This is a genomic window from Chryseobacterium sp. Leaf394 (genome assembly GCF_001424105.1).
Taxonomy (GTDB): Bacteria; Bacteroidota; Bacteroidia; order Flavobacteriales; family Weeksellaceae; genus Chryseobacterium.
This window is the reverse complement of the sequence record NZ_LMQH01000012.1, coordinates 1,540-16,584: the sequence shown is the minus strand read 5'-3', so window position 1 is coordinate 16,584 and position 15,045 is coordinate 1,540. Positions and strand designations below refer to the sequence as shown.

The following is a 15,045-nucleotide window of genomic DNA, read 5'->3' as shown; positions in this document are numbered from 1 at the left end:
CTAAGATCCAATGATTTCATCACTCTCCAGAATTATTAATACAAATTTATTGTTGCTGTGCCTGATAACCTCTTGTTTTTCTTTTGCTCAAGATAACGAAGAGAAAATTAAAGAAATAAAGGCGCTGTCAGACAAATCCTACAAAAGCTATCTCGAATACAAAAGCGAAGAGTCTTTAGAATATGCCAAACAAGGCAATAAAATTGCGTTGGAAATAGGAGATTCTAAATCGATTGCTAAAACGTATAATCAGATTGCAAGAGCGTATACTATAATGGGAAAAGAAAAGGAAGCGCTGGAATATATTGAAAAAGCGTTGGCAGAGAAATTTACTCTCGGAGAACCACTTTTACATGCGAAACTAATTATTCTGAAAGCCGATAACCATGCAAGACTAGGTCTGGATGAGATAGCAAATAAAGAAACATTTGAGGCTCTTGATCTTTTGAAAAATGAAACTGAACCCGCAGCACTTTTAGAAAAAGCATCTATCTACTATTTTATCAGCAAAGATTTTTATGATAAAAAGGATTACAATTCTGTAATAAAATATGAAAATTTAAATGGTGAAATCCTGAAAACCATGGATGAAAAAAAAGTGTATCCTCAAATGAATTCGATGTACTCTCTAAAAGGCTCGGCTTTTTTGGAAACCAAAAAGTTTGATTCTGCATATCACTATTTTACCAAAGCATATGAATTGCAAAAGAAATACGACGAATCAAATTTGTATCAGGTATATATTTTACTCGGAAATTACTATTACAAGATGGATGATGATAAAAAAGCACTGGAATTCTATCTGAAAAGCGTCGAAAACTATAAGAGTCTGCAAATTAATGACCCTCTATGCTACAAGTTTACAAAAACATTTCTGAAATCTATGGTACGATAGGCGAGAAAGAAAAAGAAAGCGACTACTTGAAAAAACACGCAGAAACCAGCATCGAAATGCAGCAGTCAAAAACAGCAAATACCAATGCAGCAGTCAAAATGATCCTTAAAGAAGAGGAAAAAAAATTAAGTGCTTATGAAAACAAAAGCTTCCTCACCATCGGAGGTATTGTTGCGGGCACAGCGGCATTGATATTCGGATTGTTTGTCTGGTACAGAAAATCATCTAAAAAAACAGAAGAAATAATATCTCAGAAGGAAGAGGAAAATCAGGATCTGAAGCAAAAAGTAAATGAATCATTTGAAGAGACTGTACATTTAGCCAAAACCAACAGTCCGGAATTTCTCGCCCGTTTTCAGGAAGTGTACCCGGAATTTATTGAAAAACTAAAAAAACTCTATCCCGAGATCAGCAGTGAAGATCTTCGTTTTTGTGCCCTGCTGAAATTAAATTTTTCTACAAAAGATATTTCAGAATATACTTTTGTGACTGTGCGTACCGTACAGACCCGAAAAAGCAGATTGAGAAAGAAATTTAATATTCCTTCTGATCAGGATATTTACCTGTGGATTAATGAATTGTAGTTTCAGTTCAAAGAAAAAAATGCGAAATCGTATAAATAATCAATCCCACCATACCTCCAACCAAGGTTCCGTTTACACGGATGAATTGTAAGTCTTTACCAACCTCTAATTCAAGCTTCTCGCTCAATTCTTTGCCCTGCCAGTTTCCGACGGTGGAGCTGATGAGGTTTCCGGCCTGGTGTGTGTTTTTCAGAATATATTTGTAGGCGGTAACTCTTACCCAATTATCAATTTTATTCTGAAGTTTTTCATCGGTTTTTAAGTTTTCAGAAAACTCGTTGAGGTTTTTGGTAATGTATTTTTTTAATGAAGATTCTTCTTCCTGAAGTTCTGTAGTCAATGTTTTTTTGATGGAAACCCAGATGTCATTCGAGTATTCATCCAGCTTTTGATTATTTAGAAAGTCGTTTTTCATGCTTTTAAACTCATCAATCCATTTCGGGTCTTCCTTTAAATCATTTGAAAAATCATAAATTTTTTCTGTAATTAAAGTTCTGATTTCGTGATTGGTATCTTCTTCTATTTCACGGAAGAAATCAGAAAGTCCGCTTGCAATTTTCTCAGCGATCTTTTTGTCTACAAACGATGGAATAAAAGAATAACTTCCTTTTTTCACCCTTTCTTTAATCATTTCATCATTTTCGATGAGATATTCTTTGATTTGTTTTGAAAGATTGGTTACTATTTTCTGATGATCATTTTTATCCAGAAGATAAATAATTCCGTTGCCTAAAATTTTATTTAACTGAATATCATCCGTCATCTCGCTCACTTTTTTGCTTATAAAACGGCTGACTTCAGCATCATCGAGTTTATTTAAAATATCCAATATTATATCAGAAATATTTTTAATTAAAGCTTCCTGATTTCTTTCTTTCGTAAGCCATTCTCCGACAAAATTGGAGATTTTAATTTTTTGTATGTATGGACGGATCGTCTGAGGTGATAAGAAATTTGATACAACAAAACTTCCGAGATTATCACCGAGTTTCTCTTTACTGTTTTCAATCAAATTAGTGTGCGGAATCGGAAGTCCGAGTGGATGACGGAAAAGTGCAGTAACGGCAAACCAGTCAGCCAAAGCTCCGACCATTGCAGCCTCAGAAAAAGCACGGACGTAGCCAATCCAATGCGATTCGTGAGTTTTCTGCAGGATCGTTGTAATGACAAAGATCACAGCCATCAGAACAAAAAGTCCTGTGGCAAAAGCCTTGTATTTATTGAGTTGTTTTCGTTTCAGTTCATCGTTCATAGTCTCAAATTTAGTAAATTTGGTTTTGTATTACCACAAAAGTTATAAAAGGTTATTTGAATTTAAAGTTAAAATGCTGACGCTGAATAGAGCGGACAATTCATCTGTATTTTAAGTGTATAAAATTTTTTGATATTCCGTTTCTTAGCTTTTATATTAAAAGTTGGTCAGAATCAGACTGTTTTAAATTTTATGTTTTGTAGATATTATATTACGTTATCACAACATTTACAGAAAACTTTTGTGCCTTTTAACTTCGTCGAATCTTCGAATTGTGGTTAAATATTTGCTTTACAAAAATCAATTTTTAAAATAAATCTTATGCAAGACCAAGCAAAAAACAATCCATATTATTCAAGAACCGATACTGCAAAACTGAATGTTTCCAATGACGAATGGAGAAAAATTCTCGCACCGGATCTTTATGCCGTTTCACGTGAAGCCGCAACAGAAAGACCTTTCACAGGGAAATACAATGAGTTTGATGAGCTCGGAGAATATTACTGTGCCGTTTGTGGAAATCATCTTTTCCGCTCAAACCAGAAATTTATGAGCAGCTGCGGATGGCCAAGTTTTTTTGAAGCCGACAAAAACGGAGTAAAATATAATCGAGATTCGTCTCACGGTATGGAAAGAATAGAAGTTGTTTGCAAACGTTGTGATTCTCATTTGGGTCATGTTTTCAATGACGGACCGGCTCCTACCGGCACGCGATACTGCATGAATTCGGTAAGTCTGGAGTTTGTAGGCGATTCGGAATCAGCAAAATAACTCACTTTTTCCAGTTGTTAATGTTTCTTAAATTGAGTTAAACTATTCCAATGTTAAGTGTTTGATAATTATGTTTTTATAAATTTGTCTCCGCAATTTTAATTTAACATAATATTGAATGAAGTTATTGTATAGTGTATTAAGTGTAGTGTATGTAGTGACGACCTCGTTTTATCTTTCTCCAGCAGATAAAAAAGAAAATTTTAAAATGAGTGAAGAAAAAAAGTCTGAAAAGATTATTAATTTAAAATCAACAGAAAAATCTGAAACTTCAACTTCCGAAGAACTTTACAAATCTATTGCTTTCGCGCCAGAACATGAATTGAATTTTGAAGTGTTCTCTAAAGCGCTGACCGGTTTTGAAAATATGAAAAAAGCGGGTCTGCTTGACGAAAATTCACATTTGCTTACTGTTTGCGATTTTTCTATGTCATCCAATACCAAAAGACTTTGGGTGATTGATCTGAACGATAAGAAAGTGCTGTTTAATTCTCTTGTAGCACACGGAAAAAACACAGGCGAGGAATTTGCCACCAATTTTTCAAACACCGACAGTTCTTTACAAAGCAGCATGGGATTTTTTATCACGGATGCCACCTATAATGGCGGAAACGGATATTCTCTGAAACTTTTAGGAATGGATAAAGGCTTTAATGATGCAGCGTACAGAAGAGCCATCGTGATGCACGGAGCAGATTATGTAAGTGAATCATTTGCAGCTGCTCACAAAAGAATAGGAAGAAGCTGGGGTTGCCCTGCGGTACCGAGAGATCTTACGCAACCGATCATCAATACCATTAAAGGCAGAAATGTTCTTTTTATTTATTATCCGGATCAGAATTATCTTTCAAAATCAGAGTGGCTGAATAAGGCTTAAGGCTTTTAGCTTAAAACAAAATCTTATTTAATTGTTGAACTTCGTTTAATCATTAAATGAAAATTCTAAAATAAAAAAGGTTCAGAAAATTAATTCTGAACCTTTTTTTATGAGTTGTTGAAAATTATCTGTTGAATAATTCTTCTACTTTATCCCAGTTTACAACAGAGAAGAATGCTGCAACGTAATCAGGTCTTCTGTTCTGGTAGTTTAAGTAATATGCGTGTTCCCAAACATCCAATCCTAAAACCGGAGTTCCTTTGATATCTGCAACAGGCATCAATGGGTTGTCCTGGTTAGGAGTTGAAGTTACAGAAACAGAACCGTCTTCGTTTTTTACCAACCAAGCCCATCCTGATCCGAATCTTGTTTTGGCAGCCTCAGAAAAGTCAGTTTTGAATTTTTCTAATCCACCATAGTTTTCGATAGCGTTTCTAACCAATCCTACAGGCTCATTGCTTCCGCCAGGTGTAAGGATCTCCCAGAATAATGAGTGGTTGAAATGTCCACCTCCGTTGTTTCTTACAGCAGGTTTGTCAGTTCCTGTTTTGCAGATTTCCTCGATTGATTTGTCTGCTAATTCAGTTCCTTCAATTGCTTTATTTAAATTGTCGATATATGCCTGATGGTGCTTAGAGTGGTGAATCTCCATTGTTTTTGCATCAATAGTTGGCTCTAAAGCATCGTAAGCATAACCTAATTGTGGTAATTCAAATGACATAATTATATTTTTTAATGTTATTACCCAAATTTAGCCAATATTTAAGCCATTATCAAAAATTACGGATTATTTTAATAAATCTTTAACATTGATGATCTGAGTTGATTCAATAAAAAAGCACAAACCTTAGGAGTCTGTGCTTTGAATATTTTAAACGGAAATTTATCTGTTCATCGACATCAAAAACTCTTCATTGCTGATCGTTCCTTTGATGTTTTTATTCACAAATTCCATTGCTTCCACAGGGTTCATCTCAGAAAGATATTTTCTGAAAATCCACATTCTCTGCGATGTATTTTCATCTAAAAGAAGGTCGTCACGACGTGTGCTTGATGCAACCAAATCGATTGCCGGATAAATTCTTCTGTTGGCAATTTTTCTGTCAAGCTGAAGTTCCATGTTTCCGGTACCTTTAAATTCTTCAAAGATTACTTCATCCATTTTAGAACCAGTGTCAATCAAAGCTGTAGCGATGATGGTTAACGATCCGCCGCCTTCAATTTTCCTTGCTGCTCCGAAGAATCTTTTTGGTTTATGAAGTGCGTTTGCATCCACACCACCTGAGAGTACTTTTCCTGAAGCCGGTGTTACTGTATTGTAAGCTCTTGCAAGTCTTGTGATAGAATCTAAAAGAATCACAACATCATGACCGCATTCTACCATTCTTTGAGCTTTTGCTAAAACCAGATTCGCAACTTTAACGTGTTTGTCTGCAGCTTCGTCAAATGTAGAAGCAATAACTTCTGCATTTACACTTCTTTCCATATCGGTAACTTCCTCCGGACGTTCGTCAATTAAAAGAACCATCATGTATACTTCAGGGTGATTGCTTGCGATAGAGTTCGCAATATCTTTGAGAAGCATTGTTTTACCCGTTTTTGGCTGGGCAACAATCATTGCTCTCTGACCTTTCCCAATTGGCGCAAAAAGATCGACAATTCTTGTAGAAATTGTTGCTCCTTTTCCGGCAAGATTAAATTTTTCTTCAGGGAAAAGCGGAGTAAGGTACTCAAAAGCAACACGGTCTTTGATGAATGCCAAATCACGTCCGTTAACTTCTGTAGGTTTTAATAAAGAGAAATATTTTTCACCTTCTTTAGGCAGTCTCACGATACCTTTCACATTATCACCGGTTTTAAGACCGAAATTTCTGATCTGTGCCGTCGAAACATACACGTCATCAGGTGAAGAAATATAAGAGAAATCTGCTGAACGCAGGAATCCGTAATTATCAGGTAAAATCTCAAGAACACCTTCGATGCTCACTAATCCGTCAAAACTAAACTCTTTTTTCTGCTCCACTTCCTCAGGTCTGTCCTGATTTCTGTTGTGTTGCTGATTTTGATTTTGCTGTTGATTCTGATTCGGATTTTGATTCCGCTGTTGGTTTTGCCCTTTGGAATGTTGAGGATGAACAGGTTTTCTCGGTCTTTCCTCCTGAGAAGTATTTTGTTGAGGGGCGTTATGTTGAGAAGTGTTTTGCTGAGGAGCTTTTGTTTCAGAAGTTTCTGCAGGTTGTTCTGTCGTTTTCTCTTCGTTTTGAGGTTGAGAATCTGATTCCTGAGGTGTTACTCTTCTTCTTTTTTTCTTAGACTGAGTGTTGTTGTTGCTTTCAGAAGTATTTTCACTTTCTGAAACTACTTCAGTCTCGGTTTTCGAAGCAGGCTCAGCAACAGGCTCTTCCTGTTTTACTTCCTGAGCTTCGGTTGTCTGTGTGGGAGCAGCTTTAGGTTTTGCAGGTGCTTTTCTTGGTGCTGCTTTTTTTACAGGAGTTTTTGCAGATTGTTCTGCGGTTGGTTCTTCTGTATTGGTGGGGGTTTCTGTGGTGTTGAAATAATCTTTAGCCACTTTAGGATTAGAAGCCTGAAAGTCAAGTACTGCAAAGATTTTATCATTATCAGTGCTGTTTCTTGCAACTTTAACGCCCAAATCCTTTAAGATTTTAGTCAACTCCGTTACGGATTTTGACCTTAACGTTTCTATGTTAAACATATTTAATGTAAAAAATGTAATTTATTGTAAGTAAGAAAAGTAAGTCCGGTGACTTTTGTTTTCAAGGGTAAATGTATATGCAAATCTACACTTATTTTTGAATTGTGCAAAATTTATGCTATTTTTGTCCTGATTTTAAAGTTTATGCTACAGAGAATACAGACCATCTGGATATTGCTTGCTACTTTAGCACCTGTTTTCTTATTTATCACAGGTCAGGATGTAGAAGTTTCCGGAACATTTCCGTTAATAAAAATTGTATCTGCAGTTTTGGTGATTGTGGGTGCACTGAGCATTTTCAGCTTTAAAAACAGAAAAAGACAAATTATGCTGAACAATATCAGCATTATTATAAACGCTTTGTTGATTGGCGTTTTGCTGTACTGGCTGCTAAAATTATCCGGAGGAATCGATTTTCCTGAGAAGGGTATTGAGCCGATTTTCCCGTTGCTTGCTGTAATCTGTCTGGCCATCGCCAACATTTACATCAAAAAAGACGAGAGGCTCGTGAAATCTGTAGACAGACTGCGATAACCAGACAATGATTTTTTGAGTAAGAACAGCTTTCCTTTTTGGAAGGCTGTTTTTTTTATGCTAAAATTTTGGTTAAAATGTAGAAAGATTATTAATATTGAAACAAAACATTTTATCTTGCGTCTAATATTCCAAAAAAACAGTATTATGAAAAAATTATCAGTTTTAGCATTTGCGTTACTTTCTTTTTTAAGCTTTGCACAGGAAGTTTCTCAGGAAACTGTGAAAACAGTCATTACGATGTTGGCTTCAGACGAAATGAAGGGCCGTCTCATAGGAACGCCTGAAAACCAGAAGTCTGCAGAGTATATTGCAAAACTTTTTAAAGAAAACAATCTTGAATACTGTACAGGGAATTCTTATCTTGTTCCTTTTCAGTACAAAGGACAAGCAGTTTACAATGTCTGTGGAATTAAAAAAGGCGTTTCTGAAAAAATGCTCGGCTTCTCGGGTCATTTTGACCACATTGGAACCAATGATGATAAAGGTGATAATATTTATAACGGAGCTGATGACGATGCCAGCGGAATCACAGCTTTAGCAGGAATTTCTCAGTATTTTAAAAATAAAAAACCTCAATTCTCCATGGTTTTCATGGCCTTCAATGGTGAGGAGGCCGGATTGCTTGGGTCTAAAGCAATTTCTGAAGACAAAGGACTGGACAAAATCTACAGTAATCTTACAGCACTGTTCAATTTTGAAATGATTGCTACTGAATCTGAATTCGGTAAAAATGCCATGTTTATGACCGGAAATGATTTTTCTGATCTCGACGAATTATTTAACGAACATTCAAAAGGCACGATCAAAATTCATCCTGATCCTTATGCTGCAGAGCAACTTTTTTACAGAAGCGACAACGTAAGTTTTGCCAGAAAGAAAATTGTAGCACATTCTTTTTCTACTGCAGATATGTCTAAAATAAAGCATTACCATGAGGTGAATGATGATTTTACAATCGTTGATGTGGAAAATATGACGCAGATGATTAACGATTTCGCCAAAACAGTTGAGAAATTGTCGCCTAAAAATTTCAATCCAAAATACAACAGTAAAGTAAAACTGAACTGAAAACGTCTTTCTTTTTAAATTCCTTATTTTTGCAGGATTAATTTACATTTAATGAATTATTATAAACGGGCAATAGACAATATACTTCCGTATAAAAAATCTATTGCAGCAGGTATTTTCTTCAACATTCTGTACGCTCTTTTCAATATTGTCGCCATGCTGTTCTTCATGCCGGTGCTTAATATCCTTTTCGATAAAAAAGCAGAAAAAGTAGCGTCAGAACCAGTTTACAAAGGAATAGAATCTGCCGGATCTTATCTTAAAGACAGTTTCAATTTTTACATTCAGCAGATGGAGGCTGAGAAAGGTGCTGAGCACATTCTTCTGATTACCTGCATTATGTTTATCACGATGTTTTTCCTGAGAAATATTTTCAGTTATTTTTCTGAATTTTACCTAACGTTTTCCAGAACCGGTGTTTCCAGAGACTTCAGAATTCAGCTGCATGATAAGATTTTAGACCTTCCGGTTTCATTTTTTACCAACTCCAGAAAAGGGGATGTTTTCGCAAGAATCACTTCAGACGTTGGCGAAGTAGAGTCTAATATTCTGAACAGTTTAATAGACCTTATCCGTTCACCAATTGTGATTATCATCACGATGGGTTATCTGCTTTATTCCAATTTTCAGCTTACTATTTTTACTTTAATCGTTTTTCCTATCATGGGAACGTTGATTTCCATCATTGGTAAAAGTCTTAAAAAAGATACCGGGGAGGCACAGAATGAGTTGGGTAAGATGTACTCTTTTGTTGACGAAACTTTAGTTGGTTTAAAGATTATTAAGATATTTGATGCAGCACCACAAATAAAAAAACGGTTTGATGAAGTGCTCAACAGAATTCGTTTTCTTTCTTTAAGATTATTCAAGAAAAAAGCACTGGCATCTCCGGTAAGTGAGCTTTTGGGAGCAATCACGATCGGGATGATTGTTTATTTCGGAGGTCGTCTTGCGATAAAGGGAGAAGGACTTTCAGGAAGTGAATTTATTACATATATCGCTTTATTTTATACTATTCTGCAACCGCTGAAGTCGCTTTCTTCAGCAATATCAAATATGCAGAAGGGGGAAGTTTCTGCCAAAAGGATATTCGATGTTCTTGATGCTGAATATGTGATTAAAGAAGAAAAAGATGCAAAAGAAATTAAGGATTTTTCTTCAAGTGTAGAATTCAGAAACATCACGTTCGGATATGAAGACAGAGACGTTCTCAAGGATTTTTCTCTCTCTATTCCAAAGGGAAAAACTGTCGCTCTGGTTGGGCAGAGTGGTAGCGGAAAAAGTACGCTTGCCAATTTGATCACCAGGTTTTACGACGTAGATAACGGTGAAGTTCTTCTGGACGGCGAAAATATTAAAAACATTAAACTTTCCACTTACAGAAAACTTTTCGGATTGGTTACACAGGATAATATTCTGTTTAACGACTCCATCAGAAATAATATTTCTTTAGGAAAACCAAACGCAAGTCTTGAAGAAATCCAGGAGGCTGCAAAAATTGCAAATGCCCATGACTTCATTATGGATCTTCCGAAGCAGTATGAAACAAGCATCGGGGAAGCGGGAGGAAAACTTTCGGGCGGACAGAAGCAGAGAATTTCAATCGCAAGGGCAGTTCTTAAAAATCCGCCGATTATGATATTGGATGAAGCAACTTCTGCTTTAGATACAGAATCAGAAAGATTTGTGCAGATTGCCCTCGACAACATGATGCAGAACCGAACTTCACTGGTAATCGCCCACCGTCTGTCAACCATCCAGAAAGCCGACTGGATCGTAGTTATGGAGAAAGGAAAGATCGTAGAACAGGGAACGCATCACGAGCTTATTGCAAAAAAAGGAATGTACAACAAGCTTGTTGAGCTTCAGAATTTCGAGTAAATAATTGAACCATTAAGGTTTATTAAGTTGTTAAGTTTAATGAAGAAAAATATCTGAAGATATTTATTCAGTAAATTTTTCGTTCTAAAAATAGAAGTAAAAAGCCAATAGCTAACAGCCAAATGCCAACAGCGGTTATGAATCCATTAGAAGAATACTATTTCAGAATTAACGAGCCTGAAAGAAGTGCTCTTCTTTTTTTGCGTCAGAAAATTCTCGCCTCTGATACAGAAAACATCACCGAAACCCTCAGTTTTGGTTTGCCTTTCTTTAAGTTTAAAAAGAAAATGCTCTGCTATTTCTATTTCAGCAAAAAGCATCGGCAACATTACGTAAGCTTCTACCACGGCGACCGCTTGGATCATCCTTTACTTTTGAGTGAAGGCAGAAAGAAGTTTAAAATTCTTTTGATTGATATGGAGGAAGATCTTCCTGTGGATTTGATTTTGGAATTGATTGATGAGGTGAAGAAGTTTGTGAGGTAAATGATCTACGATAATATAAAAGAAATTTGCATGATTGTGCGTATTTTCTTGCGCGAGAACTGCAGTCGTCACCACTAATTTTTCGAGTGGACATAAAAAAATCTTATGCCTGGCTAAGGAGCCGTCGTTGAACTATGCAGAGTAGCCTACCTGTCCCGAAGCCCATGCATTGAAAGGCATTTTCAGTCAATTTTAAATGTCAAATTACCGTTTTCTGTATTCAATGCGTTTTTGGGAGTTGTTGTCCAGCCAACTTTGTTGATCACAAATTTAAATTCATTTGTATTTCCCTTTTCAAATTGCGATTTTGGTAATTTAAGCTCATAAGTACCACTTCCTTTTGCAACCATTTGATAGGCATTATTCTGGGGATTCCAATCATTGAAAGAACCAGCAACGGAAACACTTTTTATCAATTTGGCATCCAGTTTTTTATTGTGGGTGTAACTGAAAATTATATTATCTTTTGTCATTCGATACCCATAAATTGTTTTTTCAGTTTGTTTCTCACGCAAATCTTCTGCGATGTCCCAAACGGTAGTGAGCACTTCCCATCCGGTTTCTTTATCCGAAATATTGACCACAATGGAAATTCCCAGATTGAGTTCCGGATAAACTGTAAAATAGGTATTTGTTCCGAATGCCCCACCGTGTTTGTGACAAAACTTTCCGTTCTCTGTCGCTAAAATTCCGTCCCAAAAGTAACCATACCAATGTTGGTCGCTGTTTGAAATATTTCTCTGAGTTTCCTGAACTATTTTGTTTTTTAAATCTAATTCAAAAGATAAAAGCCTGGTCAAATCTGCCATTGTAGATTTTAAATATCCTTCCGAACCCCAAAGATTATTGGAAAGATGTGGCATCAGAACATGATTCCCGTTATACCCGTTTGCCAAAACCTCTTTTTCTCCTAAATTCATTTTGGTGGATGTCATTTTTGCAGGAATAAAAATATTTTCTTTAAGAAGTGTTTCATAACTTTTGTGATACACATTTTCTAAAATGACAGCCGATAATTCGAGGCTCAAATTGCTGTATTTAAACTTTATACCTGGCACAGTGTCTAATTTTACAGTTTTCAAGTCTTCAAAAAATTGTTGCTTGCTATAATTTTCATCCATTTTTTTCAAACGAAAGCAGATACTGTCGTCATGAACTTTTTTTATTTCACTATTGTCTGGAAGTTCCCGGTCAAGGGCAGATGTAAAAGAAACTAAATCTTTAATTCTTACCGGAATATTTTGATATTCTAAATTTGGGTACGGGTCATTAAGATATTTTCTGATATCATCTTCCGAATGTATTTTCTTTTCTAAAACGGCTTTTGCCATTAGATAGCCTGTCATAATTTTTGTAACAGAAGCTATTTCAAAATAAGTGTTGTTGTTGGCTTTATTGGCTTTTCCTTTATCAATTTCGCCATAATGCTTAGTGTAAACTCTCCCGTCTTTTACAATACCGATGGAAACCGAATATGCTTTTGATTTTTTAAGCAGCTTATCGGCATTGTTGTCTAAAATGGTGTAAATATTCTTGTCTAAATTGTTTTTTTGTTGAGCAAATATTGCCGTGCTTATAATGCTGAATAAAAAAAGAAATGTCTTACTCATTTTTTTGCTGTATTGTTTTTTTGGAGTGTTTGTAAATGTTGGTTCTGGCCTTTTTGTATGGGCAGGAAACCGACGTAATAAAACTGATTTTATTAAAGTTCAATTGAAAAATATGGTGACCTCTGCAGATCTTGTTCCGACCTTTCGGGACTCGCCTTACTATTGCAAAATCCTTTGTTATAATCTATACTTTCTTTAGGTATGAGGAAATGTCCCATTATGATAAGTGTTTTTATGTCGCTTCAATATGAATTCTCTCACTTCATTTTTCCCCGTTACCAAATCTTTAAGATATACCGTAATTTTTAATCTTTTATTAGATTCTATGATTTCATCCAGTTTTTTTGAAGTGTAAAAATAGTCTCTCCCTTTCTGTATCTCATGCAGGGTAACGGTGTCAGCGGTGTCAATAAATAAAAGGTTAAGTGATGTAATTTTCAACCTTCTATCCGTCTTTTTCCCGTGTAAATAACCGTAATAAAAATCTTCTCCCCATGAGTTAGGAGTATAAGTTCCAACTGTTACAAACCTTCCATCTATTCTACAATCTATCATAAATCCATCACCTCTGCAATATCTGTCGTCCTTGTCCATACGATAAGAAATTTCCGTATTGAAAGAACAAGAGGTTAAGATTAGGAGAAAGATAGTTGTAAGGTATTTCATTAGGATAGCTTAAAACGGTTTTGGGCTTTTCGTACGCGCGGGTTTCGAAGCACAAAGTTTCAATTTATTGCTAGAGTTTATTAGAAGCACAAAGCTCTAAGTTTGTACTTCAACCCGCCTGACGCAAAACCCATGTTATGTGCAGGCTTTTTGAGAGTTATTAATCGTAACTCCATCCCTTGTCAATATAAATAATCTTGTTAGACTTGTCAACTTCCAATGTCGAACGATACCATGCAAAATCGTCATAGCCATTTTGTCCACTGTCTTTAGATGAATTCAATAGTTTTCCGTCACCTGTGTAATAGTAATTTGTATTTAGAGTGTCATTATAACCTTGTCCTTTGTACAAGGGTTCACCAATTATCTTTATTGCTTCGTCAATTGTCATTCCTATTTTTATTTTATCAAATTTTTCAGGGCTATAGTCCTCAGCAAATTCAGTGTCAATATATGGTTTTAGCAAATGCTTGCCCTCTATCAAAGGAACTTGTCCAATTAAAAAAGTAAATACACCTAAAATAGCTGTACAAATAGTCGATAAGACTTTAAATGTAATATTTTTCATAACATTACTCTTAAGGTGTCATAAAAGTATCCAAGAATAAAAATTACTGCGGTCATAGGAAATGTAATTTTTGCAGCTCTGAAAAAATTGTCCTTAAAATTCCCTTTAAACCAAATTGAAACAGCCAAAGTCCCTAGTAAAGCTATTAAGAATAAAATTCCTAAAACCAGTCCCGAGTCTAATCCACTTGAGTATATTGTCAAGTAGCTTGCCCCTCCAAATAAGATTATTGATAGTATTATTGTCTTCACGTTGCTTGTTTGTTTTAAGTTTGCATATAAAGTTTCGGGGCTTTGCGATGGTGGGGTGATCGAAGCACAAATCTTCAATTTTGCACAAAAGTTGAACCTAAGCACAACTGTTGAACTTCGCAGATCTTGTCCCGACCCTTCGGGATTCGCCCCACAATTGCAAAACCCTAGTTATGTGATGTGCTTTTTTTAGAGTGAATTTTTATAGAGTTTGTCAATGTTATTTAATTTTCTGCCTAATAATTTCTCTGCATCTGTCGATGCATTTTTTATTTGTTTCTTAGATAAACTTTTTTCAAGTAATTTAATTTCCGTAATAACTTCTTCTTGTTTCAAAATACTGAAATCGACTTTATATTCATTGTAGATTAAATACCACAGATAACTTTGATAATTGTCTTTTTCAAAATATTCTCCGGCTTTGTAAAAATTAGCTAATTCTAATCTCGCAGAAGTTATATTTCCACTGAGTGCTAAGTTTTCTGGATTAGGAAGTTTTGCAAGTTTTAAAATCCATTCTTTGAATTTCGAAATATCCGCGTTTACTCCATTACCTGTCAAGTAGCAGTTTACAACATTCCACATACAAGTAGCATCATTGTTATTGGCACATTTTAATGCGTATTCAAAAGCTTTTTCAGGATTTTGTTCAATTCCTTGTCCGTTACCATAAGCCAGCATCATAGCGTAATGCCCATCGTTAAATCCGTTATCAGACGATTTTTTATACCAGTCAACGGCTTCTTTATCATTTTTAATTCCAGCAGTTCCCATCTGCAAAAAATTTCCATAGTTGTATTGAGCTTCGGCGTTACCAAGTTCTGCTGATTTCTTCAAAACAGGGAAGGCCTCACTAAATTTTTGTTGTTGTATAAGTTCTTTTGATT

15 protein-coding genes are annotated in these 15,045 nt (G+C 35.5%); 8 read left to right on the top strand and 7 right to left on the bottom strand.

Annotated features, from left to right (window positions below; genetic code table 11):
- Positions 1 to 10: 10 nt before the first annotated feature.
- Together ASG21_RS15510 and ASG21_RS15505 are read left to right on the top strand one after the other, a co-directional pair.
- Positions 11 to 895 carry a tetratricopeptide repeat protein gene (locus ASG21_RS15510; RefSeq protein WP_056082526.1) on the top strand — a complete coding sequence of 295 codons (885 nt, stop codon included), beginning with the start codon at positions 11 to 13 and terminating at the stop codon, positions 893 to 895.
- On the top strand, positions 850 to 1,479 hold the full coding sequence (locus tag ASG21_RS15505) for a LuxR C-terminal-related transcriptional regulator (RefSeq protein ID WP_056082522.1): 630 nt from the start codon (positions 850 to 852) through the stop codon (positions 1,477 to 1,479). The genes ASG21_RS15510 and ASG21_RS15505 overlap by 46 nt, the downstream gene beginning before the upstream one ends.
- A gap of 7 nt (positions 1,480 to 1,486) precedes the next feature.
- On the opposite strand, the gene ASG21_RS15500 is transcribed toward ASG21_RS15505, so the two are convergent.
- Positions 1,487 to 2,731 (bottom strand): DUF445 domain-containing protein, encoded by a 1,245-nt coding sequence (locus ASG21_RS15500; RefSeq protein WP_056082519.1) that lies wholly within the window; start codon positions 2,729 to 2,731, stop codon positions 1,487 to 1,489.
- Between the two features lie 321 nt (positions 2,732 to 3,052).
- On the opposite strand from ASG21_RS15500, the gene msrB reads away from it, so the two are divergent.
- Together msrB and ASG21_RS15490 are read left to right on the top strand one after the other, a co-directional pair.
- A complete protein-coding gene (msrB, locus tag ASG21_RS15495; RefSeq protein WP_082482460.1) occupies positions 3,053 to 3,502 on the top strand; it encodes a peptide-methionine (R)-S-oxide reductase MsrB in 450 nt (149 codons plus the stop codon).
- Between the two features lie 118 nt (positions 3,503 to 3,620).
- Positions 3,621 to 4,379: a murein L,D-transpeptidase catalytic domain family protein gene (locus ASG21_RS15490; protein ID WP_056082509.1), complete on the top strand. Its 759-nt coding sequence runs from the start codon at positions 3,621 to 3,623 to the stop codon at positions 4,377 to 4,379.
- 124 nt (positions 4,380 to 4,503) lie between these two features.
- Here ASG21_RS15490 and ASG21_RS15485 read toward each other — a convergent pair whose 3' ends face one another.
- On the bottom strand, positions 4,504 to 5,100 hold the full coding sequence (locus ASG21_RS15485) for a superoxide dismutase (protein WP_056082506.1): 597 nt from the start codon (positions 5,098 to 5,100) through the stop codon (positions 4,504 to 4,506).
- Positions 5,101 to 5,262: 162 nt separating this feature from the next.
- Positions 5,263 to 7,092: a transcription termination factor Rho gene (gene rho, locus ASG21_RS15480; protein WP_056082502.1), complete on the bottom strand. Its 1,830-nt coding sequence runs from the start codon at positions 7,090 to 7,092 to the stop codon at positions 5,263 to 5,265.
- A 144-nt stretch (positions 7,093 to 7,236) separates the two neighbouring features.
- On the opposite strand from rho, the gene ASG21_RS15475 reads away from it, so the two are divergent.
- The 4 genes from ASG21_RS15475 to ASG21_RS15460 all read left to right on the top strand — a co-directional run bounded on the left by ASG21_RS15475 (position 7,237) and on the right by ASG21_RS15460 (position 11,063).
- Complete coding sequence (locus tag ASG21_RS15475; protein WP_056082499.1) at positions 7,237 to 7,626, top strand: DUF4293 domain-containing protein; 390 nt, start codon at positions 7,237 to 7,239, stop codon at positions 7,624 to 7,626.
- A 147-nt stretch (positions 7,627 to 7,773) separates the two neighbouring features.
- Positions 7,774 to 8,697, top strand: a complete 924-nt coding sequence (locus ASG21_RS15470) for a M28 family peptidase (protein ID WP_056082497.1) — start codon at positions 7,774 to 7,776, stop codon at positions 8,695 to 8,697.
- Between the two features lie 51 nt (positions 8,698 to 8,748).
- Entirely contained in the window at positions 8,749 to 10,578 is a 1,830-nt protein-coding gene (locus tag ASG21_RS15465; RefSeq protein ID WP_056082494.1) for an ABC transporter transmembrane domain-containing protein, read from the top strand.
- A 137-nt stretch (positions 10,579 to 10,715) separates the two neighbouring features.
- The gene (locus tag ASG21_RS15460; protein ID WP_056083753.1) at positions 10,716 to 11,063 is read left to right on the top strand and encodes a DUF1801 domain-containing protein; all 348 of its coding nucleotides are present in this window, start codon (positions 10,716 to 10,718) and stop codon (positions 11,061 to 11,063) included.
- 182 nt (positions 11,064 to 11,245) lie between these two features.
- On the opposite strand, the gene ASG21_RS15455 is transcribed toward ASG21_RS15460, so the two are convergent.
- From ASG21_RS15455 to ASG21_RS15435, 4 genes are all read right to left on the bottom strand, one after another.
- A complete protein-coding gene (locus ASG21_RS15455) occupies positions 11,246 to 12,673 on the bottom strand; it encodes a serine hydrolase (protein WP_056082491.1) in 1,428 nt (475 codons plus the stop codon).
- Positions 12,674 to 12,868: 195 nt separating this feature from the next.
- A complete protein-coding gene (locus ASG21_RS15450; RefSeq protein WP_056082487.1) occupies positions 12,869 to 13,267 on the bottom strand; it encodes a hypothetical protein in 399 nt (132 codons plus the stop codon).
- A gap of 232 nt (positions 13,268 to 13,499) precedes the next feature.
- Positions 13,500 to 13,907, bottom strand: a complete 408-nt coding sequence (locus tag ASG21_RS15445) for a hypothetical protein (protein WP_056082484.1) — start codon at positions 13,905 to 13,907, stop codon at positions 13,500 to 13,502.
- A gap of 440 nt (positions 13,908 to 14,347) precedes the next feature.
- Positions 14,348 to 15,045, bottom strand: a 698-nt coding sequence (locus ASG21_RS15435) for a tetratricopeptide repeat protein (protein WP_199767887.1), incomplete at its 5' end; no start/stop codon positions are given.